22 protein-coding genes are annotated in these 25,696 nt (G+C 63.7%); 12 read left to right on the forward strand and 10 right to left on the reverse strand.

Annotated elements, in window-relative coordinates; genetic code table 11:
• Positions 1-733, forward strand: a 733-nt coding sequence (locus tag ACRYLT_RS00005) for a methyl-accepting chemotaxis protein (RefSeq protein ID WP_482662060.1), incomplete at its 5' end; no start/stop codon positions are given.
• A 69-nt stretch (positions 734-802) separates the two neighbouring features.
• Here the strand turns inward: ACRYLT_RS00005 and ACRYLT_RS00010 are convergent.
• Positions 803-2,437, reverse strand: a complete 1,635-nt coding sequence (locus ACRYLT_RS00010; RefSeq protein WP_482662061.1) for an alkaline phosphatase D family protein — start codon at positions 2,435-2,437, stop codon at positions 803-805.
• 13 nt (positions 2,438-2,450) lie between these two features.
• A complete protein-coding gene (locus ACRYLT_RS00015; protein WP_482662062.1) occupies positions 2,451-4,967 on the reverse strand; it encodes a TonB-dependent receptor in 2,517 nt (838 codons plus the stop codon).
• 279 nt (positions 4,968-5,246) lie between these two features.
• Here ACRYLT_RS00015 and rplK point away from each other — a divergent pair, with 279 nt between their 5' ends.
• From rplK to ACRYLT_RS00030, 3 genes are all read left to right on the forward strand, one after another.
• On the forward strand, positions 5,247-5,678 hold the full coding sequence (gene rplK, locus ACRYLT_RS00020; protein WP_482662063.1) for a 50S ribosomal protein L11: 432 nt from the start codon (positions 5,247-5,249) through the stop codon (positions 5,676-5,678).
• Positions 5,679-5,681: 3 nt separating this feature from the next.
• Positions 5,682-6,380: a 50S ribosomal protein L1 gene (gene rplA / locus ACRYLT_RS00025; protein WP_482662064.1), complete on the forward strand. Its 699-nt coding sequence runs from the start codon at positions 5,682-5,684 to the stop codon at positions 6,378-6,380.
• Between the two features lie 271 nt (positions 6,381-6,651).
• A complete protein-coding gene (locus ACRYLT_RS00030; RefSeq protein WP_482662065.1) occupies positions 6,652-7,365 on the forward strand; it encodes a PspA/IM30 family protein in 714 nt (237 codons plus the stop codon).
• Positions 7,366-7,528: 163 nt separating this feature from the next.
• Here ACRYLT_RS00030 and queA read toward each other — a convergent pair whose 3' ends face one another.
• The 7 genes from queA to ACRYLT_RS00065 form a co-directional block, all read right to left on the reverse strand.
• Positions 7,529-8,560, reverse strand: a complete 1,032-nt coding sequence (gene queA / locus ACRYLT_RS00035; RefSeq protein ID WP_482662066.1) for a tRNA preQ1(34) S-adenosylmethionine ribosyltransferase-isomerase QueA — start codon at positions 8,558-8,560, stop codon at positions 7,529-7,531.
• Between the two features lies 1 nt (position 8,561).
• Positions 8,562-9,269 carry a peptidylprolyl isomerase gene (locus ACRYLT_RS00040; protein WP_482665361.1) on the reverse strand — a complete coding sequence of 236 codons (708 nt, stop codon included), beginning with the start codon at positions 9,267-9,269 and terminating at the stop codon, positions 8,562-8,564.
• A 109-nt stretch (positions 9,270-9,378) separates the two neighbouring features.
• Positions 9,379-9,879, reverse strand: a complete 501-nt coding sequence (gene coaD / locus ACRYLT_RS00045; protein WP_482662067.1) for a pantetheine-phosphate adenylyltransferase — start codon at positions 9,877-9,879, stop codon at positions 9,379-9,381.
• A 13-nt stretch (positions 9,880-9,892) separates the two neighbouring features.
• A complete protein-coding gene (locus tag ACRYLT_RS00050) occupies positions 9,893-10,738 on the reverse strand; it encodes a polyprenyl synthetase family protein (RefSeq protein ID WP_482665362.1) in 846 nt (281 codons plus the stop codon).
• Positions 10,739-10,799: 61 nt separating this feature from the next.
• A complete protein-coding gene (locus ACRYLT_RS00055) occupies positions 10,800-11,048 on the reverse strand; it encodes an exodeoxyribonuclease VII small subunit (RefSeq protein WP_482662068.1) in 249 nt (82 codons plus the stop codon).
• A gap of 32 nt (positions 11,049-11,080) precedes the next feature.
• Positions 11,081-12,028 (reverse strand): MBL fold metallo-hydrolase, encoded by a 948-nt coding sequence (locus ACRYLT_RS00060; RefSeq protein WP_482662069.1) that lies wholly within the window; start codon positions 12,026-12,028, stop codon positions 11,081-11,083.
• Between the two features lie 127 nt (positions 12,029-12,155).
• Positions 12,156-12,848, reverse strand: a complete 693-nt coding sequence (locus ACRYLT_RS00065; RefSeq protein WP_482662070.1) for a DUF1013 domain-containing protein — start codon at positions 12,846-12,848, stop codon at positions 12,156-12,158.
• 144 nt (positions 12,849-12,992) lie between these two features.
• Between ACRYLT_RS00065 and ACRYLT_RS00070 the strand changes: the two genes are divergently transcribed.
• The 6 genes from ACRYLT_RS00070 to ACRYLT_RS00095 all read left to right on the forward strand — a co-directional run bounded on the left by ACRYLT_RS00070 (position 12,993) and on the right by ACRYLT_RS00095 (position 20,327).
• A complete protein-coding gene (locus ACRYLT_RS00070) occupies positions 12,993-13,472 on the forward strand; it encodes a hypothetical protein (RefSeq protein WP_482662071.1) in 480 nt (159 codons plus the stop codon).
• Positions 13,472-14,365 carry a sulfate adenylyltransferase subunit CysD gene (cysD, locus tag ACRYLT_RS00075; protein WP_482662072.1) on the forward strand — a complete coding sequence of 298 codons (894 nt, stop codon included), beginning with the start codon at positions 13,472-13,474 and terminating at the stop codon, positions 14,363-14,365. Before ACRYLT_RS00070 ends, cysD begins: the two co-directional genes overlap by 1 nt.
• Entirely contained in the window at positions 14,365-16,167 is a 1,803-nt protein-coding gene (gene cysC / locus ACRYLT_RS00080; protein ID WP_482662073.1) for an adenylyl-sulfate kinase, read from the forward strand. The genes cysD and cysC overlap by 1 nt, the downstream gene beginning before the upstream one ends.
• Positions 16,168-16,362: 195 nt before the next feature.
• Positions 16,363-16,818: a hypothetical protein gene (locus ACRYLT_RS00085; RefSeq protein ID WP_482662074.1), complete on the forward strand. Its 456-nt coding sequence runs from the start codon at positions 16,363-16,365 to the stop codon at positions 16,816-16,818.
• Positions 16,819-16,849: 31 nt separating this feature from the next.
• Positions 16,850-18,922, forward strand: coding sequence for a M10 family metallopeptidase C-terminal domain-containing protein (locus ACRYLT_RS00090; protein ID WP_482662075.1), 2,073 nt, complete (start codon positions 16,850-16,852; stop codon positions 18,920-18,922).
• Positions 18,923-19,091: 169 nt separating this feature from the next.
• Complete coding sequence (locus ACRYLT_RS00095) at positions 19,092-20,327, forward strand: LysR family transcriptional regulator (protein WP_482662076.1); 1,236 nt, start codon at positions 19,092-19,094, stop codon at positions 20,325-20,327.
• 69 nt (positions 20,328-20,396) lie between these two features.
• On the opposite strand, the gene ACRYLT_RS00100 is transcribed toward ACRYLT_RS00095, so the two are convergent.
• Complete coding sequence (locus tag ACRYLT_RS00100) at positions 20,397-20,591, reverse strand: hypothetical protein (RefSeq protein ID WP_482662077.1); 195 nt, start codon at positions 20,589-20,591, stop codon at positions 20,397-20,399.
• Positions 20,592-20,733: 142 nt separating this feature from the next.
• On the opposite strand from ACRYLT_RS00100, the gene ACRYLT_RS00105 reads away from it, so the two are divergent.
• Together ACRYLT_RS00105 and ACRYLT_RS00110 are read left to right on the forward strand one after the other, a co-directional pair.
• A complete protein-coding gene (locus ACRYLT_RS00105) occupies positions 20,734-22,194 on the forward strand; it encodes an AMP nucleosidase (RefSeq protein WP_482662078.1) in 1,461 nt (486 codons plus the stop codon).
• Positions 22,195-22,406: 212 nt separating this feature from the next.
• Positions 22,407-25,658: a TonB-dependent receptor gene (locus ACRYLT_RS00110; RefSeq protein ID WP_482662079.1), complete on the forward strand. Its 3,252-nt coding sequence runs from the start codon at positions 22,407-22,409 to the stop codon at positions 25,656-25,658.
• Positions 25,659-25,696: the final 38 nt, after the last annotated feature.

A 25,696-nucleotide genomic window follows, 5' to 3' on the forward strand; every position in this document is an offset into this window, starting at 1 on the left:
CACCGTCAATGGCGGCCGCTCGATGGCGGACGAGGCGGTCCAGGCGATGGGCCGGGTGAGCGAAAGTGCCAAGGGCATCGACAGCGTCATCGAAGGCGTCGACAAGATCGCCTTCCAGACCCGGGTACTGGCCATGAACGCGGCGGTCGAGGCCGGCCGCGCCGGCGATGCCGGCCGTGGCTTTGCGGTGGTCGCCGACCTCGTCTCCGCGCTGGCCATGCGCGCCGAGGAAGAGGCCAAGCGCGCTCGCGACCAGCTCACCGTCACCCAAACCGACATCGTCACGGCGGTCCAGGCCGTGCAGAAGGTGGACGGCGCCCTGGCCGACATCTCCGAAGGCGTGGGCGAGGTTCACCAGCTGCTCGGAACCATGGCGTCGGACAACCAGGCCCAGGCCTCGGCCATCACCCAGATCAGCGCCGCCGTCACCAGCATGGACCAGTCGACCCAGCAGAATGCGGCCATGGTCGAGCAGACATCGGCGGCCGCGCGCAACCTGTCGAGCGAGGTCGAGGCGCTGGCCGAGCAGGCCGGGCAGTTCCAGATCGGCGACGATGGGCACAGCCGCGCCGCTCCGGCCAAGGCGAGGAAGTCGGGACCCGTCTCCTTCTCGCCCCAAACCCCGCGAAGCGAGGCCTATGTCTCCCCGGTCAAGGCCCTGGTCACCACCAAGACCAACGGCAACGGCGTCCTCCACCACGTCGCCCCAGCCGACGACTGGAAGGACTTCTGACCTCGTCCCTGACCAACGCCTCGCCCGCGTTTCGGACGAGGATCTGCAAGAGCCGGGGAGAAGCGGCGATCAGCCCATTGCGAGACGGTTCGTGCCCCGAACGACATCGAGTCTGTGGCGTCCGCTCAAGGCAAGCGACCGCTGCCGGATCGAGCTCATGAAAACATATTCACCGGTCGCTCGCTGCGGGGTCAGATCGACCGTGACATAGCCGCGGCGGCTGGTGTCGGCCCACTTCAGTTCGGGGTTGGCGTCGACGAGCATGTTGGACACGATCTGCGGTGAAATTGCCTCGAGATAGGATTCGAGGCCCGGCGAGGTGACGCTGGGACCCGCAAACTCCACGGCCGCCGGTCGTCCGTCATGGGCAATATCGAACGCCCAGGCATTATGGCTGTCGCCGGACAGCACGATCATGTCGGCGCTGGCGGCCTGAGCCGCGGCGAGAAGGCGTGCGCGGGCGGCGGGATAGCCGTCCCACATGTCCATGCTCATCGGCAGCCCGGCCGCGGCTGCAGCCGCGCCGACCTCGATTCGCCGCCGTAACTCCGGCGGCAGCCTCTCAGCGGCCGCCCCGATCTGCCGGGGCTGCTTGCGATTGCCCATGATGACCTGCTGGGCGAGCACCTGCCACTTCTTGCCTTGAGAGGCAGAGCGGGCAATGCCTTCATAGAGCCAGGCTTCCTGCTCGGTTCCCATCAACGTCCTGGCCGGGTCCTGCCAGGGGCCGTCACGGAAGGCGACGAGCCTCCCGGGCAGGTCAGCGCTCGTCGCCCCCGCCAGCGCAGCTTCCAGGTCCAATTGGCGACTGCGGCCGACCAGTCGGGTTTCCGGCCGGAAGATCGTTGCCAATGCACCAATTTCGTAACTGGTCCAGTCCGCTTCGGACACGGGGAGCCACTCGCGACAAGCCTGGATTGCGGCGCGCTTGCGTGCTCCCCAATCCCCTTCGCCCTCCTGGTGGTTCTCGGCGCCGCCAGCCCAGGCGTCGTTGGCGCTTTCATGATCGTCCCACATCATCACCATCGGAAAGCGGCGGTGAAGCTCCTGGAGGTCCGGGTCCGAGCGATAGGCGGCGTAGCGAAGCCGATAATCCGCGAGTTGAAGGATTTCCCCCGCCGGTTCGATCACTCGGCCCGCCAGGGCCTGCGCGTCCGTGGGGTAATATCCGCGCTGATATTCGTACAGATAATCGCCAAGGTGGAGGATGAGATCCAGATCGTCGCGACCCGCGGCGTGACCGTAGGCATTGAAATAGCCGAACGGCAGGTTGGAGCAGGAGAAAACGGCCATTCTGAATCGGTCGACGTCCCCGTCCGGCAAGGTGCGTGTGCGCCCCACCGGCGAGAGCTCGCCTCCGGGACCTTCGAAGCGATAATATAGCCACCGGTCCTCGGGCAGGCCCGTCACCGTCGGCTTCACCGTGAAATCTCGTCCCGCCTCTGCCGTGACTTGGCCCTCGCCCAGGATCTGCCGGAACTCGGCGTCGGCCGCGACTCGATAGGTGAGCGCCGCATTGTCGCGGCCGCTAGGAACGTAGCGGGTCCACAGCATCACTCGGTCGGGGCCCGGCTCGCCGCTCGCCACATTGTGGGTAAAGCCCCGCGCCACCAGCAGCGGCTGGGCCGCGCCGGGCACGGCGATGGCGCCGAGTCCGAGCGTGGCGACCTTGAGGAGCGAGCGACGGTCGATCGCGTAAGTCATGTCCGGACCCTCCCTAGAAGCGGACCTGGAGCTCGACTCCGAACATCTGCGGCTCACCCGGGATGAAGGTCGGAAGTCCGAGCGTGTCGCCGGTATTGCCGGCGTCCTTGTAATATTCTTCGTCGAACAGGTTGGTCGCGAACGCCTCGATCCGGAACCGCTGGTTGAAGCTGTAGCCCAGTCGGGCATTGACCAGCGCGTAACCGCCCTGACGCTCGTCCTGGATCAGATCCGGGATGATCCCGCGCGAAAGCGCCGGTAGGTCGTTATCGTCATCGAAGAAGACGCTCGACTGATAGGTGACGTTCGGCGTGAAATCGATCGTGCCGGCACCGACCGGCACTTCGAAACGGGCCCCCAGTGAGAATGTGTGGTCGGGCGAGAGGCGGAAGCGATTACCCTCGCGGATCCCTGCCTTGAAGCGATTGTGATTGTAGGCGTAGGTGCCGAACAACTGAATCCAGTCCAGCGGTCTCCAGCGAGCTTGGAACTCGGCGCCATAGCCTTCGGCCTCGCCGGCATTGGTGGTGATGAACTGCGTACCCTCCTGAACCACCGTCTGGAAGTTGTCGTAGCGCTGGTAGAAGAAGGCGGCATCCAGAAAGAGCGTGCGGCCCATCTGGTGTCTTGCACCCAGCTCGAAACTGTCGACCGTTTCCGCATCGACGATGTTGAAGACAGGGGCAGCGCCTGGAGCACCGGGTGCTCCGGCTGTCAGGACTTCGGGGCGGCGTCCGCGCGCATAGGTCGCGTAGACGCTCGTCCCAGGCGCGGGGGCCCAGCGCGCGAAGGCTCGGAAGGTGATTCCGTCATCGTCCAGTTCCTGGCTGATCCTGTCGCCATTGTTGGCGGTAGGCTGAACGCCGAGGCCGAATTGCGGCACCGGAAAGGCCGGCGAGGACGGGATCGTCGCCGCACCGGGAACCGCAAGGGCGCCGAGAAGAGCCGTGCGCTGAGCCGATGGAAGCCCCAGCGCGGCGATGAAGCCACCCAGGACCGACCGTCCGTTCGCGACCGTTGCGCTGACCGAACTGTCCTTGGAATCGCGCGTATAGCGAATGCCGCCTCCGACCTCGACAGTCGGAGAAACCCGGAACGTGACATCGGCAAAGATGTCGATCGCCTCGGTGCTGGCGAAGTTGGTGTAGCTTTCGCGATAGTCGCCGCGAAGGTTGGCGGCGATGGCCTGCGCCTGCGCTGCCGGAAGCGCCACGCCCCGAGCGGCGGCGACTCCCTGCAGCAGCGCTCCGGTGAACGCCGTGTTTCCGAACAGCGCGATCGGCGCCGGATCAGTGGCTGGCCGGCCGGGAATTGGCCCCTGCAATTGCCCGGCAATCCGAGCCAGCAGCGCGCGTTCATCAAACTGGGTCGGCACACGCTGGAAGCCGTCCTCCTTGAAATATGACGCCCCGACGAACGCCGTTACCGGTCCGCCATTGTCGAAGGTCAGGCGCAGCTCCTGGCTGAACTGCTCCCCCTCGGCATTTTCGCCCGCAGTCAGGATCGGCAGGGAGATGCCGTCGGCGTCGAATATCTCGGTCGAGTCGAACTCACGCCAGGCGCTGATCGAATTCAGAGCAAGGCTGTCGCTCAGCTCGGCGCGGAGGATAGCGGTGATTCCGTAGACCTTTCGGTCCAGTCCCAGCGGAGCGCCGCCTTCGAAGCCCTGCCCCGGGGCGAGAGCGGCCCCATTGAAGGGGTCGATCGGCCCCAGAACGGCGCCGCTGACCGGATCCGTCGGCCGGTAGGCGATGGAAGTGAAGGCGGTTCCGGCCGGGTGGTCTTCCTGATAATTTCCGAACAGGTCCAGGCTGATTCCTGCACTCGGCTCGGCCCGGAACGCCACTCGACCCGCCCGGGTGTCTGCCGACTGGAAATCCTCCCCGCCGAGCAGGTTTTCGACGAAGCCGTCGCGCTGGCGAACCCGTCCGGAGAAGCGGATGGCGGCCTGGTCGCTGATCGGCAGGTTGAGCATGCCCTCGTAGAGCTGGAAATCATCGGTGCCGTAGCCGCCGCGGAGAAGAGCGTCCAAGCCGCTGGGGTCCGCGCGGTTCTGGACGATGTTGACGGCGCCGATCAGCGCTCCTCGGCCATATAGGGTCGACTGCGGCCCGCGGACGATTTCCACTCGGGCAAGATCGAACAGTTCCAGATAGGCGCCGCGCGATCGCGAGATCGAGACTCCGTCCTGGTAAACGGAAACCCGCGCCTCCTGAAACGCCTCGCCCGAATCGGAGGTGATTCCGCGCATCACGAAGCCGGGATTGTTCGGCGACTGGTTCTGAACCTCGAAGCCAGGGACGAAGCGCGCAACGTCCTCGAACTCCCGAAGACCGAGATCGTCGAGGAACTGGCCATCATAGGCCGTGACCGCGGCCGGAACTTCGATCAGGCTCTGCTCGCGCCGTTGGGCGGTGACGGTGATCACCTCTTCCTGCTCGGCTACAGCCTCGTTCGTCTGGGCCGCCGCCGGGACGGCAGCGAACAAGGCAAAAAGGCTGCTCGCGGCAAGCAAAGTCGGATGTCTCATGTCGAAATGTTCCCCCAGGAAGATTGATCGGGAGGCGCCTTCTCGCAGCTCTATTACCGGCTGATGACGTGCGGCCCGGGCACCGGGCGTCCCGTGTCCTCTGCGAAGCGGCTTCCGAATGGCGGACGTTGCGGCGGGCCCCCGCTTGCTGTATGGGGCGCGCCTTCCAACACTTCGTTGTCGGAAACCGTGCGGGAGGCGGGCCTGAGGCCGGCCGCTTGAACCGCTAAACTTGAACTTGGGCGAGGATTAGCCTCGGCCGAACTAAAGAGTGAGAAAATGGCGAAAAAGATTACGGGCTATATCAAGCTCCAGGTGCCTGCGGGCGCCGCCAATCCGTCGCCGCCGATCGGCCCTGCCCTGGGTCAACGCGGCGTCAACATCATGGAGTTCTGCAAGGCGTTCAACGCCGCCACGCAGGAGCTCGAAAAGGGGATGCCGATCCCCACCATCATCACGGTCTATGCCGACCGCAGCTTCTCCTTCGAGACGAAGACTCCGCCGGCCACCTTCCTTCTGAAGAAGGCCGCGAAGATCCAGTCCGGTTCGAAGGAGCCGGGCAAGTCGACGATCGGCCGCGTTACTCGCGCCCAGCTGCGCGAAATCGCCGAGGTCAAGATGAAGGATCTCAATGCGAACGATATCGACGCTGCGGCGAAGATCATCGAAGGCTCGGCCCGTGCCATGGGCCTCGAAGTGGTGGAGGGCTGAACCATGGCGAAGCTGACCAAGAAGCAGAAGAAGCTGGTCGAGAGCGTCGACACCCAGAAGCTCTACGCGGTCGACGAAGCCATCGCGACGTTGAAGGCCAATTCCACGGCCAAGTTCGACGAGACGATTGAAGTCGCGCTGAACCTTGGAGTCGATCCTCGCCACGCGGACCAGATGGTTCGCGGCGTCGTTACCTTGCCGGCAGGGACGGGCAAGACGGTGCGGGTTGCCGTCTTCGCACGAGGCGCCAAGGCCGACGAGGCCCGTGAAGCCGGTGCCGACGTCATTGGCGCCGAAGATCTGATGGAGACGATCCAGGGCGGCCAGATCGACTTCGACCGAGTGATCGCCACGCCCGACATGATGGGTGTCGTCGGTCGGCTCGGAAAGGTGCTGGGTCCCAAGGGGCTGATGCCGAACCCGAAGCTCGGCACGGTGACGATGGACGTGGCCAAGGCGGTCAAGGACGCCAAGGGCGGTCAGGTCGAATTCCGGGTCGAAAAGGCCGGGATCATCCATTCCGGGATCGGCAAGGCGAGCTTCTCGAACGAGGATCTCCGTCGCAATTTCGACGCCTTCGTCGATGCCATCGTTCGCGCCAAGCCGTCCGGTGCCAAGGGGAAATATGTGAAGAGGGTGGCGCTCAGCTCGACCATGGGCCCGGGCCTCAAGGTCGATGTGGCGGAAGTCGCCTCTGTCTGAAGACCATCTAGCCTGGTTTGATAGTCGAAGGGCCGGCAGCGCGAGCTTCCGGCCCTTTTTCTTTTCTAGATGATCCCTGAGCAGCCCGACGCGGCGGCTCTCCTCCCCAGTAGACTGTTTCCGAGGCACATAGAGATCCCGCAGGGCCAGATTCGCCCAAGACAAATGACTGGTCCGCAGGTCGAGGAGATCAGCTTTACCCGAGTTAAACCCAACCTCTTACGATCTGTCCCGCCTCGTCCTGCGCGAAGGCCTCCACGGGGGTTGCGAAATGGCAGAATCGATATTCATTCGAGTGCAGCGCGTTCTTTCGGCTGGTGCGGACAGCGCCGTCTCCGCGGCGGAACGGGCGAGCGGCAGCGGCCTGATGCGCGAGGCGGTCCGGCAGGTAGAGCGCGCCGAAGACGATATCCGTATCGAGAGGGAGGCCGCCCTCGCTCGGCGGCTCCAGGCACAAAGCCAAAGGGATTTGCTGCGCGATCGGCTTGCAACGCTCGATGAGCAGGCTCGCTTCGCACTGAGCAAGGCTCGCGAGGACTTGGCCGAGGCAGCTATCGCTCGGCAAATCGAGCATGAGGCCGAACTCGAGCGGTTGAAGAAAGTTGAAGCTCAAGCCGCCGACGAGATCGTTCGCCTCGACCAATGTCTGCGCGACCTCAAGCTGCGCAAGTCGCAGATGGAAAAGGAACTCGCCGCCTTTGAGGATAGGCGCGGCGGCACTACCCGGGCAGCTGCGGCCGATCCCGCCGAGCGCGCTCGACGCAAGATTCAGCAAGCCGAGGTGAGATTTGAGCGCGCCATGTCTGCTGCCGGTGGCGTTTCGATCGGCCTTGGGGATGGCGAAGAGGCTGCCAGACTCGCCGAGGTCGAGGCGCTGCAGAAGCAAGCCGCCGTTGCCGAGCGCCTCGCGGCCATGCGGACGAACCCGACAGGCGCGGTTATCCCGGGGAAGAAGCGCAGCCGCGCAAACGCCAAACTCCGCTAATCAGCGCCCTATCGGAACGCAAACGTATCGAGGCGGGTTGATGGTCTGTCAGAACACGGAGACCATCCTCATGAATCGTACCTTCACCTTCAGCCTAGGCGGCCTGATCCTTCTGATCATCGTGGTCGCCATCATATTCTGACCCGCACCTGTGCGCCCCCCACTAGGGGTTGGGAAGCAACAGGCTCGCATCGCCGTAGGAATAGAAGCGATAGCCCTGAGCGATGGCGTGGGCATAAGCTCGGTGCATCGTCTCCAGACCCATGAGCGCCGACACCAGCATGAACAGGGTGGACCGGGGCAGGTGGAAGTTGGTCAACAGGCCGTCAATGGCGCGAAAGCGGTAGCCGGGCGTGATGAAGATGTCCGTATCGCCCTCGTAGGGGAGCACTTTTCCGGATTCATTGGTCGCGCTCTCCAGCAGCCGAAGCGAGGTCGTTCCGACGGCAAGGATCCGTCCTCCTGCGGCCCGAGCTGAGTTGAGACGCTCGGCGGTGGCCTCTGGGATCCGCCCCCACTCGCTATGCATGACGTGATCGTCCGTATCCTCGGCCTTGACCGGAAGGAAGGTGCCCGCGCCGACATGAAGGGTCAGCGTCTCATGCGCCACGCCCGCATCGGCGAGCTGTTTCATCAGTCTCGGAGTGAAATGAAGCGCTGCGGTCGGGGCCGCCACCGCGCCTTCTTCTCGAGCGAAGATCGTCTGATAATCTTCCCGGTCCCTGGCGTCCGGCTCGCGGCGTCCCGCAATATAAGGCGGAAGAGGCACTCGCCCCGCCCGCTCGAGCAGCAACTCGACCGGCTCCTCGCCCTCGAAGCTCAGTAGCGCCGATCCGTCCGGTCGCTTTTCCACGACAATGGCGGTGACACCGGAGCCAAAATCCACTCGGTCGGCCTCGCGGACTCTTTTGGCGTTGCGCAGGAATGCGTACCAGTCGCGCGGTCCCTCGCGCTTGTGCAAGGTGGCACCGATCCGGGCCTCGCCCCGCCGCCCTTCCAGCTGAGCAGGGATCACTCGTGTGTCGTTGAAGACGAGGACGTCACCGGCGCGCAACAGCGACGGCAGCTCGCTGACGAGGTGATCGGACAAGCCATCGCGCTCGACCTTCAGCAATCGAGCGCTGTCACGCGGACTAGCAGGTCTCAGCGCAATCCGGTCGGCCGGAAGCTCGAAATCGAAAAGCTCGACGCGCACCTTAGCGCGGAGGCGTCCGACCGGGAGCGCGCACCGGCTCCAGCGCCCGCGGGGCAGCGGGTGGCGGCGGCACGGGCGGGCCGGCGGCGCTGCTCTCGACTCGAATCGCGCCAGCGGGTGCTGGGCCAGCCAGCTGCGCGGCGGCCGCGCGAAGCTCCTCGGCAGTCATCGGCGGGACATTGTCGGATCCGAGCGAAGCGCGGACGATCCGGCCGGCGGCCATCGGCGGCTCGCCCCGCTCGAGCGCGTCGACGAAGTTCATCCCGGACACGACCCGGCCGACCACGGTATATTCGCGATCCATGGTCAATCGCGGCGTGAACATGATGTAGAACTGGCTGTTGGCGCTGTTGAGATCCTGGGTTCGCGCCATTCCAACGGCGCCGCGAAGGTGCGGCAAGCCGTTGATCTCGGCGGCGAGGTCGGGGAGCTCGGACTCGCCCGTTCCGGTGCCGGTCGGGTCCCCGCCCTGGGCCATGAAGCCTTCGATCACCCTGTGAAAGGTGAGACCGTTATAGAATCCCTGGCGGGTCAGCGTCTTGATCCGCTCGACATGAGCTGGCGCAACGTCGGGCCGAAGCTGGATAACGACTCGGCCGCCGGTCGACAGATCAAGGTTCCACGCATTCTCGGCTTCGAGCGGCGGCGGTGATGCCGGCGGCGTAGCGGGTTCGGCGGGAGGCGTCTGCGCGGCGAGCGCGCCCGCCATGAACAGGCCGGCAAGGCCGGCGACAAGATAGGACAGACGCATTTTCCAATAACCCCAATTTCCCGATGAGCGCTGATTCTAGAGGCACATCGAGCCAGCCTCAAGTGGATCAGCTCCCCTTGCGCCCGATCTTCTCCACCCGCGCAGCCACTTCGCTCGCCACTGTCGGAGTGACGAATTTGCCGATGTCGCCGCCATAAAGCGCGATTTCCTTCACCAGGCGCGACGCGATCGGCTGCAGCGAAACGTCCGCCATAAGGAAGACCGTCTCGATCTCGGAATTGAGCTGCTGGTTCATGCCGGCCATCTGATACTCATATTCGAAATCCGCTACGGCTCGCAGACCTCTGATGATGAGTAACGCCTTCTCCCGGACGGCGAAATCCATCAGCAGCGAATCGAAGGCCACGATCCGGATATTGCCTCCGAGATGGCTGGTCTCGCGTTCGACCATGGCAAGACGCTCTTCCAGCGTGAACATGGGCGACTTGGACGGATTCGTCGTGACTCCGATCACGAGCCGGTCCACCAGGTGCGAAGCTCGGCGGATGATATCCATATGGCCGAGCGTAATCGGATCGAAGGTTCCCGGATAAACGCCTGTCCTCACCCTTCCCTCCCCCTCAATGATCTCGCTCGATCGCGAATCGGGCCAGCGAGCGAAGCAGGTCGGCTTCCCCCCCAAAGCTCCGAAGATGGTCGATCGCCTGGGAGACGAGCGCCTGCGCCTGATGGCGCGCCCGCTCTGGCCCGAGGAGCGAAACGAAGGTTTCCTTGCCCGCGGCCTGGTCCTTGCCCACCCGTTTTCCCGCTTTCTCCTCGCTTCCTTCATGGTCGAGCAGATCGTCGGCGATCTGGAACGCCAGGCCCAGGTCCCGAGCATAGCCGCGAAGACCGATTCGCCCCTCCGGCGGCACTCGGCCCATGATCGCGGCTGCCTCAAGGCACCAGCCGATGAGGGCACCCGTCTTCAGCTGCTGAAGCCGGGTGACACCGGCCAGGTCGAGCGTCATTCCGGCGGCGGTAAGGTCCATCATCTGCCCGCCCGCCATGCCTGCAGGGCCCGAAGCACGGGCGAGTTCCGCAACCAGCTCGACGCGGACGAACGGATCCTCGTGAGTGGCCTCGTCCGCCAGCAACTCGAACGCCAGAGCATGCAGCGAATCGCCGGCGAGAATGGCGGTGCACTCGTCGAAGGCGCGGTGGAGCGTCGGCTTGCCCCGCCTCAGATCGTCATCGTCCATGCAGGGCAGATCGTCGTGAATCAGCGAATAGACATGGATGCACTCAACCGCGAGGCCGACACGAAAGGCCCGCTGACGCTCGACCTTGAACAGGTCGCAGCCGGCGACCACGAGCAACGGCCGAAGCCTCTTGCCTCCGCCGATCGCCGCATAGCGCATCGCCTCGTAGAGGGGCCGGCGACCGTCAGCCGGAACCGGCAGAAGCGCTTCGAAGGCGCGATCCATCTCGGCGCCGACCTGTGCGAGCGCGGTCTTCAGGTTGGCCGAAGGCCCGCTCACCTGCCCGTCATTCGCCGCCGAACGGCGCGGTACCGGACGGCTGCCCGTCGCGCCCGAACTGGATCTGTTCGATCCTCGACTGCGCCGCCTGCAGCCGCGCCTCACACTGCTGCTTCAGGCGATCGCCTTCGCTGTAGAGCTCGATGGCCTCGTCAAGCGACGCTTCCCCGCTCTCCAGCTTGCGCACGATCTCCTCGAGCCGCTTCAGTGCAGCCTCGAACGAGAGTTCGGATATTTCAGTCCCCGCTTCCGCCATGAAGTCAGCATTGGCCCCGCTCCGGCGGAGGGTCAAGCCGTGCGCACGTACCAGTGAACGCCGTCGCGGACTTCGCGAACGGCTCGCCCCTCGATCTCCAGGCGGCGCAGGTGCGCCATCGCCTCTCCGGTGGCGAGCCCATAGGATCCGTCGCCGATCGCCCGGGCGAACAGGACTCCGAAGCAGTCCACTGCCCGCCGCGGCTCGCCGAGGTGCCGATGCAGCGCATCGAGCCGGCCGAGGTGACCCTCGGCCAAAGCGTCGAGGCGAGCGTGGAGGCCGGTGAAAGGCTCACCGTGCGACGGCAGCACCAGCAGGTCATCCGGCAGCTCGCGCAACTTAGCAATCGAGTCGAGCCAATCTCCCAGCGGATCGCCCTCGGGCTCGCTCAAGCTCAGCGACACATTCGAGGTGATCCGAGGCAGCACCTGATCGCCCGCAATCATCAGCTTGCCGGTTTCGTCGACCAGACAGGCATGTTCGGGCGAGTGGCCGCTGCCGACGACGATCCGCCAGCGCCGAGCGCCGATCTCGATCGACTCGCCTGCCTGAAGCCGGACAAGGCTCACCGGAACGGAGCTGACGAGCGATGCGAACCGGCCCCATCCCTTTTCGGCTTCGGTGGCGATCCTGTCTTCGTCCCAGCCGGCGGCACGCCAGTAGGCGAGCGCCTCGCGCGGCGGAGAGTCGCGAACATCGGCGGTGAGCATCCGAGCGAACAACCACTCGTCTCGAGTCATCCAGAGCTTCGCGGCGAAGCGCTCGACCAGCCAGCCGGCTAGGCCGATATGGTCCGGATGGAAATGGGTGACGATGATCCGGGTGATTTCGCGGCCGGCGAGCGGCCCTGACAGCAAGCGTTCCCACTCCTCCCGGGTGGGAGGAATGTCGAGCCCGGTATCGACGACGGTGATCCCGCCCTCGTCCTCGAGTAGCCAGACGTTGATGTGGTTGAGCGATCCCGGAACGGGGAACCTCACCCAACCGACCCCTTGGGCAAGCTCGATCAGGGTTCCAGACGCTGGAACCCGATGGCCCAACGGGTAGGTCAGGCCCCGATGCGCGTATGCAACTTCCGCCAGTGACGCGTCAGGCGCTGGCGAAGGCTCAGCTGCGGAAGAGACTGTCAACGCTTGGCTCGGCCGAGGCATCGCCTTCCCGAGCTTCTGCTGCATGAGCGGCGTCCGCCTCACGAGAGGCGGCTTCGCGTTCCGCACGCAACTCCTCGATCAAGGCCTCGCGATCGCGTTCGATCCGTCCGTCGGAAGGCGAAGCCTCGGTTCCGGCGGCCTTGGCCGCCTTGGCCACGGCGGCGTCAAGCTCGCGCTGAGTCGTAAGCCCCAGAGTGACGGGATCCTTGGGCTGAATGTTCGCGATGTTCCAGTGCGAGCGTTCGCGGATCGCCTGGATCGTCGATCGCGTGGTGCCGATCAGCTTGCCGATCTGCGCGTCGGAAAGCTCCGGGTGATTGCGAATCAGCCAGGCAACCCCGTCCGGCTTGTCCTGCCGCTTGGACACGGGCGTGTAGCGCGGTCCTTTCGTGCGGATGGCCTTGTCAGGCTCGCGATGCATCTTGAGCCGGTATTCCGGATCATTCTGCCCGCGTTCGATCTCCTCCATGGTGAGTTCGCCCGAGCGCAGCGGATCGCGGCCCGTCAGTTTCGTCGCGGCCGTATCGTCGGCGATCGCCTGCACCTCCAGGATATGCAAACCGCAGAATTCGGCGATCTGCTGAAAGGTGAGCGACGTATTGTCGACGAGCCAACTCGCCGTCGCATGAGGCATGAGCGGCTGGGCCACTTCGCGTTCCTCCACAAATGATAAGGGCCGCCCCATCACGGAGCGGCCAGTTCCGCGGGGATGTAGGCCTGCCGGCCTGCCTGTGCAAGCCAGATTGGTTGCCACCGCGGGGCCGGCGACCTATTCGCCGTGGAGGAGAGTTCCATGATCTTCCTTGCCGCTTTCGCCTTTGCCGCCATCGACCTGCCACCTCAGCCAATGACGCTCGAGTTCAAGCGCGACCCCATCTCCGACGAAATCAGCGTCAAGGCGGTGCTTCGCGACGGACCGAACCGGATCGAGCTGGCGTGCGCACCAGCGGAATATGATGGCATCAGGGTGGATCTCCATACGGCCCGCTGGCTTGCACGAGGCAATCTGTTCACCGGGAAACGGCCGCTCACTTACCGATTCGACGATTCACCGCCCCGTCGAACGATGTGGGACATCAGCGATCGTCGGGCGCGGCTGGAGGGGCGGCAGCGCGTTCTCGGCTTTGCGCGCGCCCTTGCCCACGCCCAGCGACTGGTCTTTCGCACTCGTGACGTCGAAGGTCGCCGCTACGATCTCGCGTTCCGAGTGACGGAATCGACGCCTGTCGTTGAGCGCGCGCTCGAAGCTTGCGGCGAGACCTTGGAGCGCTGATGCTCGACCTCCTCGGGCGCCTGGAAGCCGAGGCGATCCACATCTTCCGGGAAGCCGTTGCGGAACGGGAGCGGCCTGTCCTGCTCTTTTCGGCCGGCAAGGACAGCTGTGTCCTGCTCCACCTTGCCCGAAAGGCCTTTTGGCCGGCCTCGCCTCCTTTCCCACTGCTCCACGTCGATACCGGCTGGAAGTTCAGGGAGATGTACCGGTTGCGCGACGAGCTCGCTGCCGAGGCCGGAATGGAGCTGATCGTCCACCGCAATCCCGAAGCCGAAAAGCTCGAGATCAATCCTTTCGACCATGGACCACTTCACACCGAACTGTGGAAGACCGAGGGCCTCAAGCAAGCGCTCGAACGCCATCGCTTCGATGTCGCCTTCGGGGGAGCGCGCCGCGACGAAGAAGCCAGTCGTGCCAAGGAGCGCATATTTTCGCCAAGGTCCGCCGGACACGGCTGGGAACCGAGGCGACAAAGACCGGAGCTTTGGCGGCTCTACAATGCCAGCCTCTCACCGGGTGAAAGCCTCCGGGTCTTCCCTTTGTCGAACTGGACCGAGCCTGACGTGTGGGAATATATCGAGCGCGAGCGGCTGAAGGTCGCATCCCTCTATTTCGCGTTCGAGCGGCCCACCATCGAGCGCGACGGTACGATCCTGATCGTCGACGATGAACGGTTCAGGTTGCGTGATGGGGAGGTGCCGGTCCGGCGCAACGTCCGCTGCCGAACGCTCGGCTGCTATCCGCTGACCGGTGCGATCGAGAGCCGGGCGACCAGCGTCGCTGAAATACTGGTCGAGAATGGAACGCGCAGACGGTCCGAACGCGAAGGACGGCTGATCGATCATGATCAGCCGTCCTCGATGGAGCGAAAGAAGCGGCAAGGCTATTTCTGATGAGCTCATTGCTGCGCCTGATTACCTGCGGATCCGTGGACGATGGCAAATCGACGCTGATCGGGCGACTGCTCGTCGAGACGGGCTCGATTTCTCAGGATCGGCTCGGCTCCGGCGAGGACCTGGCCCTGATCGCGGATGGACTCGAAGCGGAGCGGGAGCAGGGGATCACGATCGACGTCGCCCACCTCTCATTCTCGACCGCTCGGCGCCGATACCAGCTCGCCGATGCCCCGGGGCACGAGCAGTATACGCGCAACATGGCGAGCGCAGCTTCAAACGCCGACGCGGCAATCATTCTGGTCGACGCCGCCAAGGGCCTGCTCGATCAAACCCGACGGCATGCCCATATCGCTCGACTTCTCGGCGTCCGGCACTTCATCCTAGCCGTCAACAAGATGGACCTGGTCGGCTTCGACGAGAGTCGCTTCACAACAATCTGCGATGATTTCCGCCGCTACGCCGATCGCATCGGCATCGAGTCGTGCCGGCCGATACCGACCAGCGCGCTTCATGGTGACAATATCTGCACTCATTCACCCCGAACGCCCTGGTACGAGGGCTCCTCTCTGCTCGAGCATCTCGACGAACTCGACTCCATTGGCGACCATGGAAGCGAGCCGTTTCGGATGCCTGTCCAGCAGGTGATCCGAGTCGATGGCGCACGCTTCTATGCCGGCCTGGTCGTCGGTGGATCCGTCCGGATCGGGGAAACGGTGCTGATATCCCCTGGCGGAGCCATGACCCGGATTGGCCGGATCACGGCGATGGACGGAGATCTGACCTCTGCTCAGGAGGGGCAGTCGGTGGCGCTCGCCTTTACCGATCAGGTCGATTGCTCGCGCGGGGCTGTGATCTGTTCGGCGCACAAGCCGCTCGATGTGGCGGACCAGTTCGAGGCCACCCTGATCTGGATGGACGAGACGCCCCTGCTGCCCGGAAGGCAGTACTGGCTCAAAACGGGCTCGCGTACCGTCCGGGCTACGGTTCATCCGCCAAAATACCGGATCGCTACTCATTCCCTGGAGCATCTCGCCGCTCAAACCTTGGCAATGAACGATATCGGCGTTGTGCAGCTCTGGACTTCCAGTCCGATAGCGTTCGAACCTTATGAAAGCAGCCGCGATCTGGGCGGCTTCATCCTGATCGACCGCATCACCGGAATGACGGCGGCAGCAGGGCTGATCCGGTTCGCTCTTCGTCGCTCCGAAAACCTTCACGCGCAATCGATCACGGTCACGACGGAGCGTCGCGCGGCACTTATGGGCCAGAAGCCGAAGCTGCTCTGGTTCACCGGCCTGAGCGGTGCCGGCAAGTCGACGATCGCCAATCTCGTCGAGCAAAAGCTGCACGCGCTGGGGCGCCACACCTACCTGCTCGACGGTGACAATCTCCGCCTGGGCCTCAATCGGGATCTCGGCTTCACCCCGGCTGATCGCGTGGAGAATATCCGTCGGGCAGGCGAATCGGCGAAGCTGATGATGGATGCCGGATTGATCGTGCTGGCAGCGTTCATCAGCCCGTTCCGGGCCGAACGCCAGATGGTGCGAGAGTTGGTGCCGGACGGCAGCTTCATCGAGATCTTCATTGACACGCCTCTCGATGAGGCCGAGCGGCGAGACCCGAAAGGCCTCTACCGCAAGGCGCGGGCGGGCCAACTCGCGAACTTCACTGGGATTGATTCGCCCTATGAGGCACCGGACTGCCCGGAGATCAGGATCGATACCTTGGAAACCAGCGCGGAATCAGCCGCCGACTTGATCGTTCGATACCTTGAAGGTGACGACCATCAAAGGTTGTAGAAAAGATCGACTTGGTTGTTTTGATGCATTGACGTCCTGATAATAGCCAGATAGCCAAACAACTTACGCGGTGGCGCGTGCTCTGGCGAGTCACCGAATTGTTCCCTGACAAGGTGAGTCATGGGTGTTCATAATGGCGCTGTCCGAGTCTTCGCTACCGTTGTCTTACTTGCCGCCTGCAGCGGCGAGCCGCGGATGAATCGGGCAGCCGAAGCCGCCACCCCGACTTTGATCTGGCAGAGCGTTCAGAACGTCAGGGTACTTTGCCTCGCAACTTCTGAGTCCGGAGTCGATCGTGATCTTCAGGATCGACTCTGCAACCGCGTGAGGGAACTCGCTTCGACGGGAGCGCCGGTTCCGGTCAGCACAATCGAGCAGGGAGACCCAGCGCTGCTCGATCCGCAGAGCCTGACTCTGCTGGTTCACGCGTCGGCGGCTCCGGCGCCCGGTGGCCGGATGGTTGCGATTGCCATTCGACCCTTCCGCAACTCGACCGATCAGGCACAGATGCTGTTCGCGGCTGCGCCACGCGCTGTCGTCATGCGCGGAGCGAATGACGATCACCTGATCGACGAGGCGCTGAATGGCGCCCTCGCCGAAATCTTGCCCTGGCTCGCCTCTCCGGCGCGGCCGAGGAGGATCCAGCCTTAAACCATAACGTCCAGCAGACAGGGGGATGCCAATGCCAAGCGAAGTTGCCCATACAGCAGAAGCAGGCTGCCAGTGCAGCGCATGTTCCGCGAACTACAATCCGGACCTCTACACCACCGTGATGGATGCATCGGTCGACCATCTCGGCGGCACAACCGCTCCCAATGGCAAGCCGATCTGGACCCCGGAGCAGATCGCCACGTATCTCAATCGCACCGGAGCCGGATTTGCAGGCGGGCCGGGACAAGCGCCGCAGAGCGATGCTGATAATTCAGTGATCACTTTCGGTTTCCACACCAGCCAACAAAGCCTGTGGGACAATGGCTACGTCTATGAGTTGAACGGTGGTCTTTTCGGATTCTCGGAATATTTCAACTTCGCTCCCTTCACAGAAGCGCAGCGCGCGGCAGCCCGCGAGGCGATGCAGAACTGGGACGATCTGATCAGCGTCACGATCGCGGAAACCGACATCAACTCCGCCGACATCGCTTTCGGGAACCTTGCCAGCGCGCCCACGACCCAAGCCTACGCCTATCTGCCGCGGAGTCCGCTGACCTCGAACCCGATCGTCGCTCCGCAGATCCAGGATCTGGCCGGTGATATTTGGATTTCGCTCAGCCAGGCGAGCAACCTCCAGTTGGATGAAGGTCTTTACGGCATCCATACCCTGGTTCACGAGATCGGCCACGCGCTTGGCCTGTCCCATCCGGGTGCCTATAATGCCGCGCCGGGCGTATCGATCACCTATGGAGCGAACGCCGAATATTATCAGGACACGCGGGTTTATTCCGTCATGTCCTATTTCAACGCGAGCTCGATCGGCGCTCGCCATTTCGACTTCCATCTTTCGACGACCGTCTACGCCGCAACCCCGCTGATCCACGACATTCTCGCGATCCAGCGCATCTATGGCGCCGACATGACCACTCGGACCGGCGATACGGTCTACGGGTTCAACAGCAATGCCGGCCGCGATTCCTTTGACTTCACCCTCACTCCCGCGCCGATCATGGCGATCTGGGATGCCGGCGGGATCGATACGCTCGACGCGTCCGGCTATGCCACGGATCAGATCATCGACCTGCGCCAGGGTGCGTTGTCGAGCATCGGCGGGGTCACCTATGACACTGCTCCTTCCTTCGAGCAGGTCAACGCGAATCGAGCCGCAGCCGGATATGCCGCCATCACCCGGGCGACTTACGATGCCAACATGGCGCTGCTGGCGGCCAATCCCGTCGTCGGCCGCCTTACCGACAATGTCGGGATTGCCTATGGAGCGGTCATTGAAAATGCGGTCGGAGGCTCGGGCAACGATCTGTTGATCGGCAACGAAGCCGACAATCTGTTGCTGGGCAATGCCGGGAGCGACGGCCTTTCGGGCGGCGACGGCAACGACGTGCTCGACGGCGGAATGGGCGCAGACACGATGATCGGCGGCGGGGGCAACGATCTCTATTACGTCGAGGACGAAGGCGACCTGGTCGTGGAACTGGTAGGCGAAGGCACCGACACCGTCTCGAGCGCAATCAGTTATGCCCTCGGGGCCAATGTCGAGAACCTGATCCTGACCGGCTCCGCCGTTGAAGGCATCGGCAACGAACTGGACAATGTGCTGCAGGGCAACGGGCTCGGCAACCGGCTTCACGGAGGGGCCGGAAACGATCGGATCATCGGCGGCGACGGGGTCGATCTCATGTCCGGAGGAGCGGGCGCTGACATCTTCGTCGCGGAGATCAACGGCGCAAAGGTCGCCAGCAAGGACGGTCCGATCTCCCTGGATCTGATCCTCGACTTCAAGAAGGGCGAGGACAAGATCGATCTCAGTGGGATCGATGCCAAGGCGGGCGAAGCCGGGCATCAGGCATTCAAGTTCGTCAACAATTCGAGCGGCAAGAATGCCGGCGACCTGTTCGTGAAGACCTTCGGCAATATGGAAGCAGCCGAAAAGAGCCTCGGGATCGATATCGACGGTGTAGACGGCAAGAGCCCCTTCGCCGGCAAGGTAACCGTCGTTTTCGGTAACACCGACGGGGGTGATCCGGAGTTCGCCCTGGTTCTCGTTGGCGTTGACTCCATCAACACAACCGACTTCATCTTCGGCTAGGATGTCACCGATGTGCGGCGCCCAGGCCTCACCTGGGCGCCGTTCTTTTTGGCTATGGCGAAGAGTGGATCGGGCCACACAGCTGGGCCGCCGCGGACACTCCGAAGAAATCCACACTTAGCCTCGGCGAATGACTGACAGACGATAAGTTTCTGCTATAGGTACGCAGATGGAGCCGTTCGACCTGAACCTGCGTCATCTTCGCGCTCTCGCTTCCGTGCGCGAGCTGGGAGGGATCAGCGCCGCTGCCGAGGCAATCGGACTGTCGCAGCCGGCAATCACCCAGGGAATCGCCAAGATCGAGCACCGGACCGGCGTCGCCATGTTCGAGCGGCGCCCGGACGGGATGATCGCCACCGACGGAGGTCTCCTGCTGGCAGCGCGGGTGGATTCCGCAACAGCGGCGATCGCCGACGGCTGGCGAAAGATCAACGGAGCGCCGGCCGCCGACCGTCTCCTTACCATGGCTCAGATTCGGGCCTTGCTCGCGCTCGCCACATCTCGAAGCTATGTTGGGGCTGCGCAAGCGGCCGGACTGTCTCAGCCGGCGATCCACCGCTCTGTCGCTGACCTGGAGCGACTCTCGGGACGCAATCTCACCGACCGCCGCGGCCGGGGCGTCGTGCTCACCGCTGCGGGAGAACAGCTTGCTCGTGCCTTCCGTGTCGCCTTGGGCGAAGTGGAAGCCGCGCTCCACGAGCTTGCCGTCCTCAGTGGCCACGATTGCGGCAAAATCAGGCTCGGCGCCGCCGCGCCTGCGGCCGCTCGAATCGTCCCGCTTGCCGCGGCGCGCTTCCACGTCCAACACCCACCCGTCGCGATCGAGATTTGTGAAGATTCACCGGCGGAGCTGTTCGAAAAGCTGAATGATGGATCGCTCGACTGCGCGATCGTCCCTCTGGAAGAGGATGAGATACCCGATAATTTGGCGCAGGAGGGGCTATTCGATGAGTGCATAGCGCTCGTCGCGAAGCACGGCCATCCTCTGGCCGGCGAGACCCAGCCCAGCCTTGCGCGTTTGGCCGCTTTCCCTTGGGCGGTCGCACCCGAGGGCACGCCGCTTCGGGAGCAATGGCGGCGGATGTTCCTGGATGGCGGACTCTATCCTCCCGAGACACCCGTCTGCTGCGGTTCGAGCGCGGCGACCCGTGCCATGATCGCCGAGAGCGAAATGCTCGCGCTTCTTCCGCTAGAGGAGGTTCGGCGGGAACTGGATGCCGGTCTCCTCGCCACCGTCGGCGAGCCGCTTCAGGCGGGCCGGCGAACGATCAGCCTCGTCACCCGAAAGGAATGGTATCCGACGCCGGCCCAGTCCACCTTCCTAGACGCAATCCGGAGCATGGTTCCGGAGTCGTCAGTTCAGGAAACTGAATATCTTCACCCGCAATTCGATTTGCGGGCTTGAGCTTCCCAACCGAGCTTGCCGAACCTGCCCCGATCGGGATGAAGGCAGGCCGCGGGCATCTCAAATCCGTCATCGCCCGGTGCTGCGTCGCCGCCCGAGCTGCTTTTCCTCTTCGATCCGACCCGGCACCACCCATCGATAGCTGGTGGGCTCGCCCTCCTCATGAAGAACCTGACGCGCCCGGATCGCGTCCAGCAAGGCCGCTTCCGGCGAATCGCGCCAGGGGCCGGCGAGCACCGAGGTTCGGTAACGGTAGCGGGTCAATGGCGTCCCTCCCGCTCCGTTAGTCTTTCGTTTACCCTGTTTCTGTCGCTGGCCGCCGAGAAAATCCGGATCAGGCCGCCGCGCATTTGACATAGACGTACGGCAGGCGAAGTGAGGGGCAGCGCAGACAAGGAGCAGGGCTTTGGCGAGAACGACCGTCGACGACATTCCGGCTATCCTCGAGCAACTCTGCTCGATCTATGACGGATCGGTCGCGGCCCTGCGTTCCGCCCTGGCGCGCTATCTCAGCTGTGGCGAGCGTCCCAACCAGGCGCAGCGGCTGGACGGGCTCTTTGCCTATCCCGAGCTTCGGATCGACTATGGCAGCGGGACCCAGCTCGGCCTTCCAGCTCGGGCGTTCGGGCGGCTCAACATTCCGGGCCGCTATGCGACGAGCGTCACCCGTCCGCATCTCTACCGCAAATATCTGACCGAACAGCTGACCTATCTCACGAGCGACTATGATGTGCAGGTCTCGGTAGGCCGATCCAGGAGCGAGATTCCCTACCCTTATGTTCTCGACGGCAGCGACGACCTTCGGCTCGACGGCGCCCAGGCGGCTGACCTCGCGCTCTGGTTCCCGACGACCGAGCTCGCCCATATCGGCGACGAGATCGCGGACGGGGAATGGCAGTATCTTCCCGAAGCGGCGCGCCCGTTGTCGCTGTTCGACGCGCCGCGAACCGACTTCAGCCTGGCAAGGCTGAAACATTATACCGGCACCCCCCCTGAACATACGCAGCGCTATCTCCTGTTCACCAACTATGTCCGCTACGTGGACGAGTTCGTGCGCTGGGCCGTCGAGGAATTGAAGAAGCCGGACAGTCCCTATGAAGCTTTGTCGGCGGCGGGCGGAGTGCTGGTGACGAAGGACACTCCGGACGCGGTGATGCAGGTGGCGCAGGGCGGCTGGAGGCGTCACCAGATGCCGGCTTACCATCTGATCGCTCCCCGCGGGGAAGGGATCACGCTCGTCAATATTGGCGTTGGCCCCTCCAACGCGAAGACGATCTGCGACCATCTCGCCGTGATGCGGCCGGAAGTCTGGCTGATGATCGGCCATTGCGGGGGCCTGCGCCCGAGCCAGACGATCGGCGACTATGTCCTTGCCCACGCTTATTTGCGTGACGACCATGTGCTGGACGACGTCCTTCCGGTGGAAGTCCCCCTGCCCGCCATAGCGGAGGTCCAGCAGGCGCTGTTCGACGCCGCGGTCGAAGTGACCGGCGAAGACCCCAAGGCCCTGAAGCGCCGGCTGCGGACCGGCACCGTCGTCACCACCGACGATCGCAACTGGGAGCTTCGCTTCACCCTTTCGGCGCGTCGGTTCAACCAGTCGCGCGCCGTGGCCATCGACATGGAATCGGCCACCGTGGCCGCTCAGGGCTATCGCTTCCGAGTGCCCTACGGCACCTTGCTATGCGTGTCGGACAAACCGCTCCACGGCGAAATAAAGCTGCCGGGTCAGGCCAATGCCTTCTACGAGCGCGCGATCAGCCAGCATCTGAGGATCGGGATCGAGACTCTCCGAATCCTGAAGCGCGAGGGCGCCAAGCTCCACTCGCGAAAGCTCCGTTCTTTCGACGAGCCGCCCTTCCGTTGATCGCGAATCGGCTTCCGCTTCATCGCGGATTCAGGTAACCCGCGCGGGACTCACTTGGGAGAGTGATGCTGGGGCAACAGGGGCGTGCGAATCGAGCCCGGCCGGGCTCGTCGAACATTCCTGAGAAGCATTGTCACACAAGTTTCGCACAATCGTTGCACGGGGCAGCCCGCGGCCGCGAGCCGGCGAATTTACCTGTCGGGGGATATTTCATGAACAAGTTCAGACTGTTTTGCGCAACGGCGGCGATCGTTGCGTCCGCTCCGGCGCTTGCGCAGGAGACGACTTCGAGCATCCAGGGAACAGTGACCTCGGGCGGGGCACCGGTCGCTAATGCGGATGTCCTGGTCACACACGTGCCTTCGGGCTCCGTCGCCAGAACCACCACCGACGGCCAGGGGAATTTCCGTGCGGGCGGCCTGCGCATTGGCGGTCCGTTCACCGTAACCGTAACCGCGCCCGGCCAGGCGCCGGTCGAGGTGACCGACATTTTCCTCGTTGCCGGCGACCCCTTCATCCTGCCACTGGACGTCGGTGCCGAAGCTACGGCCGAAGCCGGCGGTCAGTCGATCGTGGTTACGGCGGTACGCGGCGCCGGTACGCGTTCGCTTTCGCCGACGACGCGTCTTCGACGCGACGACATTGAAGGCATTGCGAGCATCAACCGCGACGTTCGCGATCTCGTTCGACGGAGCCCGTTCGCGACGATCGATCCGACGAACTCCCGCGCCTTTTCGATCGCGGGGCAGAACCCGCGCTTCAATCGGTTCTCGGTCAATGGCGTTCAGTTCTCCGACGATTTCGGCCTGAACAATGGCGGACTTCCGACTTCCCGTGGTCCGGTGCCACTGGACGCCATCTGCGAATTTACGGTGGAAGTCGCTCCGGTCGACATCCGCGAAGGGGATTTCCAGGGCGGCGCCGTCAACACGCAGCTCTGCTCGGGTACGAACAGCTTCACCGGCGGCGTCTTCTATACCTACAACGATGACAACCTGATCGGCGACGAGGTGCGCGGCAATCCCGTGGAGCTCGACGTCACGAACGAGACCTATGGCGCCTATCTGAGGGGCCCCATCATCCGCGACAACCTGTTCTTTGCATTCGCCTGGGAACGCACTCGTGAGACTGAGCCGGCGCTGTTCGGCCCCGCCGACGAGCCGTTCGCCAACCCGGTGCCGACGATCACGCGCGCTGTAGTCCAGAACATCCAGAACATCGCCAGCAACGTCTACGGCTATGACACGGGGGACATCCCCAGCTCGGTGCCCGAAGATGACGACCGGGTGACGGCGCGTATCGATTGGAACATCAATCCCGACCACAATCTTTCGCTGATCTACATCTACAACAATGGTAGTCAGGCGGTTGCTGCCTCCAGCTCGTCTTCGACCAACTCTCCGCGGCTTGCTCTTTTCTCGAACAGCTACACGTTGACCGAGCGAGTCCACTCGGGTGTGGTTCAGCTGAACTCCCGCTGGTCCGACATTTTCTCGACTGAGGCACGCGTCAGCTATCGCGACTATGATCGCGGCCAGACGCCACCCCTCGGCCGTGACCTGGGCCAATTCTCGGTGTGCCTCGCGCCCACTGGGCAGGCGAGCGGAAGCGACGCTACCCGCTGCCCCAGCGGAACCGGATCCGTCGTGTTCGGTCCCGACATCAGCCGCCAGGCGAATGATCTCGAGACGCAGAATCTCGACGTACAGCTGGTCGCCAACGTCAATCTCGGCGCGCACAACCTGCGCTTCCTGGCTCAATATACTGAGATCGACATCTACAACCTGTTCCTGCAGCGGGCGAGCGGCGCCTTCTATTTCGACTCGATCGCCGACTTTCAGAACGGCATCGCCAATCAGCTGGATCTTGCTCAGAGCACGACCGGCGACATCAACGGTGCGGCCGCAATCTTCGGCTATAGCAACTATACAGTCGGCGTGCAGGACAGCTGGGAAATCACTGACAACCTGCTGCTCGTCGCCGGGCTTCGCTACGAATGGTACGCGCAGAGCGACCGCCCCTTCCGCAACGAGTTCTTCACGGCCCGCTACGGCTTCTCCAACCAGGAAACCCTGGCCGGTCAGGACGTCTTCCTCCCGCGACTGGGTATCAGCTGGAGGCCAGCGGATCGGCTGCAGCTCCGGGCCACGATCGGCCGCTATGCCGCCGGCACCCCGGACGTCTGGATCTCGAACAGCTATTCGAACACCGGCGTCAACCAGAACCGCGTCACGTTCAATCGCGCCGGAACTGGTCCGACCACCTGCACTAGCGGAGTACCGCAGCCGATCTGCTCGGCAGCGCTTGACAATGTGACGGGGGGCGCCGGCATCCCGGATTCGGTCCTGAATTATGTCCAGACCAATGTCGGGGCACTGTCGCAGGCCGGTGTCAATGCGATCGACCCGAACTTCGATCTGCCGGCGCAGTGGCGGATTGCCGGAACGGCCTCCTACAATGCCGATCTCGGCTTCCTGGGTGATGACTGGTACTTCGCGGTGGACGCGCTCTACGGGTGGGTCGACTCGGCGATCGACTATGTCGACTTGCGCTCCGTGCAGGTCGCAACTGCGCCTGACGGACGCCCACGCTACGGCGCCCTCCCAGGCACGACTGGCAACAACTCCGATCTGCTGCTCACCAATTCGGATGACGGCGAGAGCCTGATCCTGGTGGCCCGCTTCGACAAGCAGTGGGACATGGGGCTCAATATCGGCGCATCCTACACCTGGATGGACATTGAGGAGCGCAGTCCGCTGACCTCGTCCGTGGCCTTCTCCAATTACCAGAACCAGGCCACCGCCGACCCGAACGGCTCTTCGCTCGGAACCGGCAGCGAACAGATCCGCAACCAGATCAAGTTCAACATTGGCTATCGGCGGGAATTCTTCCGCGATGCCGAAACGCGGATCGACATCTTCGGGGAATGGCGCAGCGGACGCCCGTTCAGCTACACCTTCGACACCCTCGCCTCGTCCGGACGGGATCCCGTGTTCGGTGTGTTCGGATCGGACAGCCGCCACCTGCTCTACGTACCCACAGGACCGAACGATCCGCTGATCGCGGGCAGCGACCCGGCGACGATCGCCGCGCTCGAACAGCTGATCGAGAGCACCGCCCTACGCGACTTCCGGGGTCAGATTGCCGGCAAGAATATCGGGCGCAGCCCGAACTTCTTCAAGATCGACATGCGGATCAGCCAGACCATTCCGACGTTCGGTTTCGGCCGGATCCGCTTGTTCGCGGACATGGAGAATGTGCTCAACTTCATCGACAGCGACTGGGGTGCGCTGCGGCAGGTTTCGTTCCCATTCAACCAGGCCGTAGTGGACGTTGCGTGCCAGGCAGCCGGGGGCAATTCTTGCGCTAGCTACCGTTACACCAACTTCCGCAGTCCGACGGTGGAGACCTTCACCAATCCGTCGCTCTGGGCGGTCCGGTTCGGAGCACGCTTCGAATTCTGATCGACCGAAGCCAAGAACAAGGGCGGCGGCAGCTTCGG

The sequence above is a fragment of the Sphingosinicella sp. SM1-17 genome, from assembly GCF_056821765.1.

Coding starts and splice junctions, on each gene's coding strand:
- ACRYLT_RS00010 (WP_482662061.1), bottom strand. CDS start 2,437: ATGACTTACGCGATCGACCGTCGCTCGCTCCTCAAGGTCGCCACGCTC.
- ACRYLT_RS00070 (WP_482662071.1), top strand. CDS start 12,993: ATGATCTTCCTTGCCGCTTTCGCCTTTGCCGCCATCGACCTGCCACCT.
- ACRYLT_RS00040 (WP_482665361.1), bottom strand. CDS start 9,269: ATGGCGGGCGCGCTCGCCGCGCAGACGCCTCCCGCCGAACCCGCTACG.
- ACRYLT_RS00050 (WP_482665362.1), bottom strand. CDS start 10,738: ATGGATCGCGCCTTCGAAGCGCTTCTGCCGGTTCCGGCTGACGGTCGC.
- rplA (WP_482662064.1), top strand. CDS start 5,682: ATGGCGAAGCTGACCAAGAAGCAGAAGAAGCTGGTCGAGAGCGTCGAC.
- cysC (WP_482662073.1), top strand. CDS start 14,365: ATGAGCTCATTGCTGCGCCTGATTACCTGCGGATCCGTGGACGATGGC.
- ACRYLT_RS00110 (WP_482662079.1), top strand. CDS start 22,407: ATGAACAAGTTCAGACTGTTTTGCGCAACGGCGGCGATCGTTGCGTCC.
- ACRYLT_RS00015 (WP_482662062.1), bottom strand. CDS start 4,967: ATGAGACATCCGACTTTGCTTGCCGCGAGCAGCCTTTTTGCCTTGTTC.
- ACRYLT_RS00030 (WP_482662065.1), top strand. CDS start 6,652: ATGGCAGAATCGATATTCATTCGAGTGCAGCGCGTTCTTTCGGCTGGT.
- ACRYLT_RS00090 (WP_482662075.1), top strand. CDS start 16,850: ATGCCAAGCGAAGTTGCCCATACAGCAGAAGCAGGCTGCCAGTGCAGC.
- rplK (WP_482662063.1), top strand. CDS start 5,247: ATGGCGAAAAAGATTACGGGCTATATCAAGCTCCAGGTGCCTGCGGGC.
- ACRYLT_RS00095 (WP_482662076.1), top strand. CDS start 19,092: ATGGAGCCGTTCGACCTGAACCTGCGTCATCTTCGCGCTCTCGCTTCC.
- ACRYLT_RS00085 (WP_482662074.1), top strand. CDS start 16,363: ATGAATCGGGCAGCCGAAGCCGCCACCCCGACTTTGATCTGGCAGAGC.
- cysD (WP_482662072.1), top strand. CDS start 13,472: ATGCTCGACCTCCTCGGGCGCCTGGAAGCCGAGGCGATCCACATCTTC.
- ACRYLT_RS00055 (WP_482662068.1), bottom strand. CDS start 11,048: ATGGCGGAAGCGGGGACTGAAATATCCGAACTCTCGTTCGAGGCTGCA.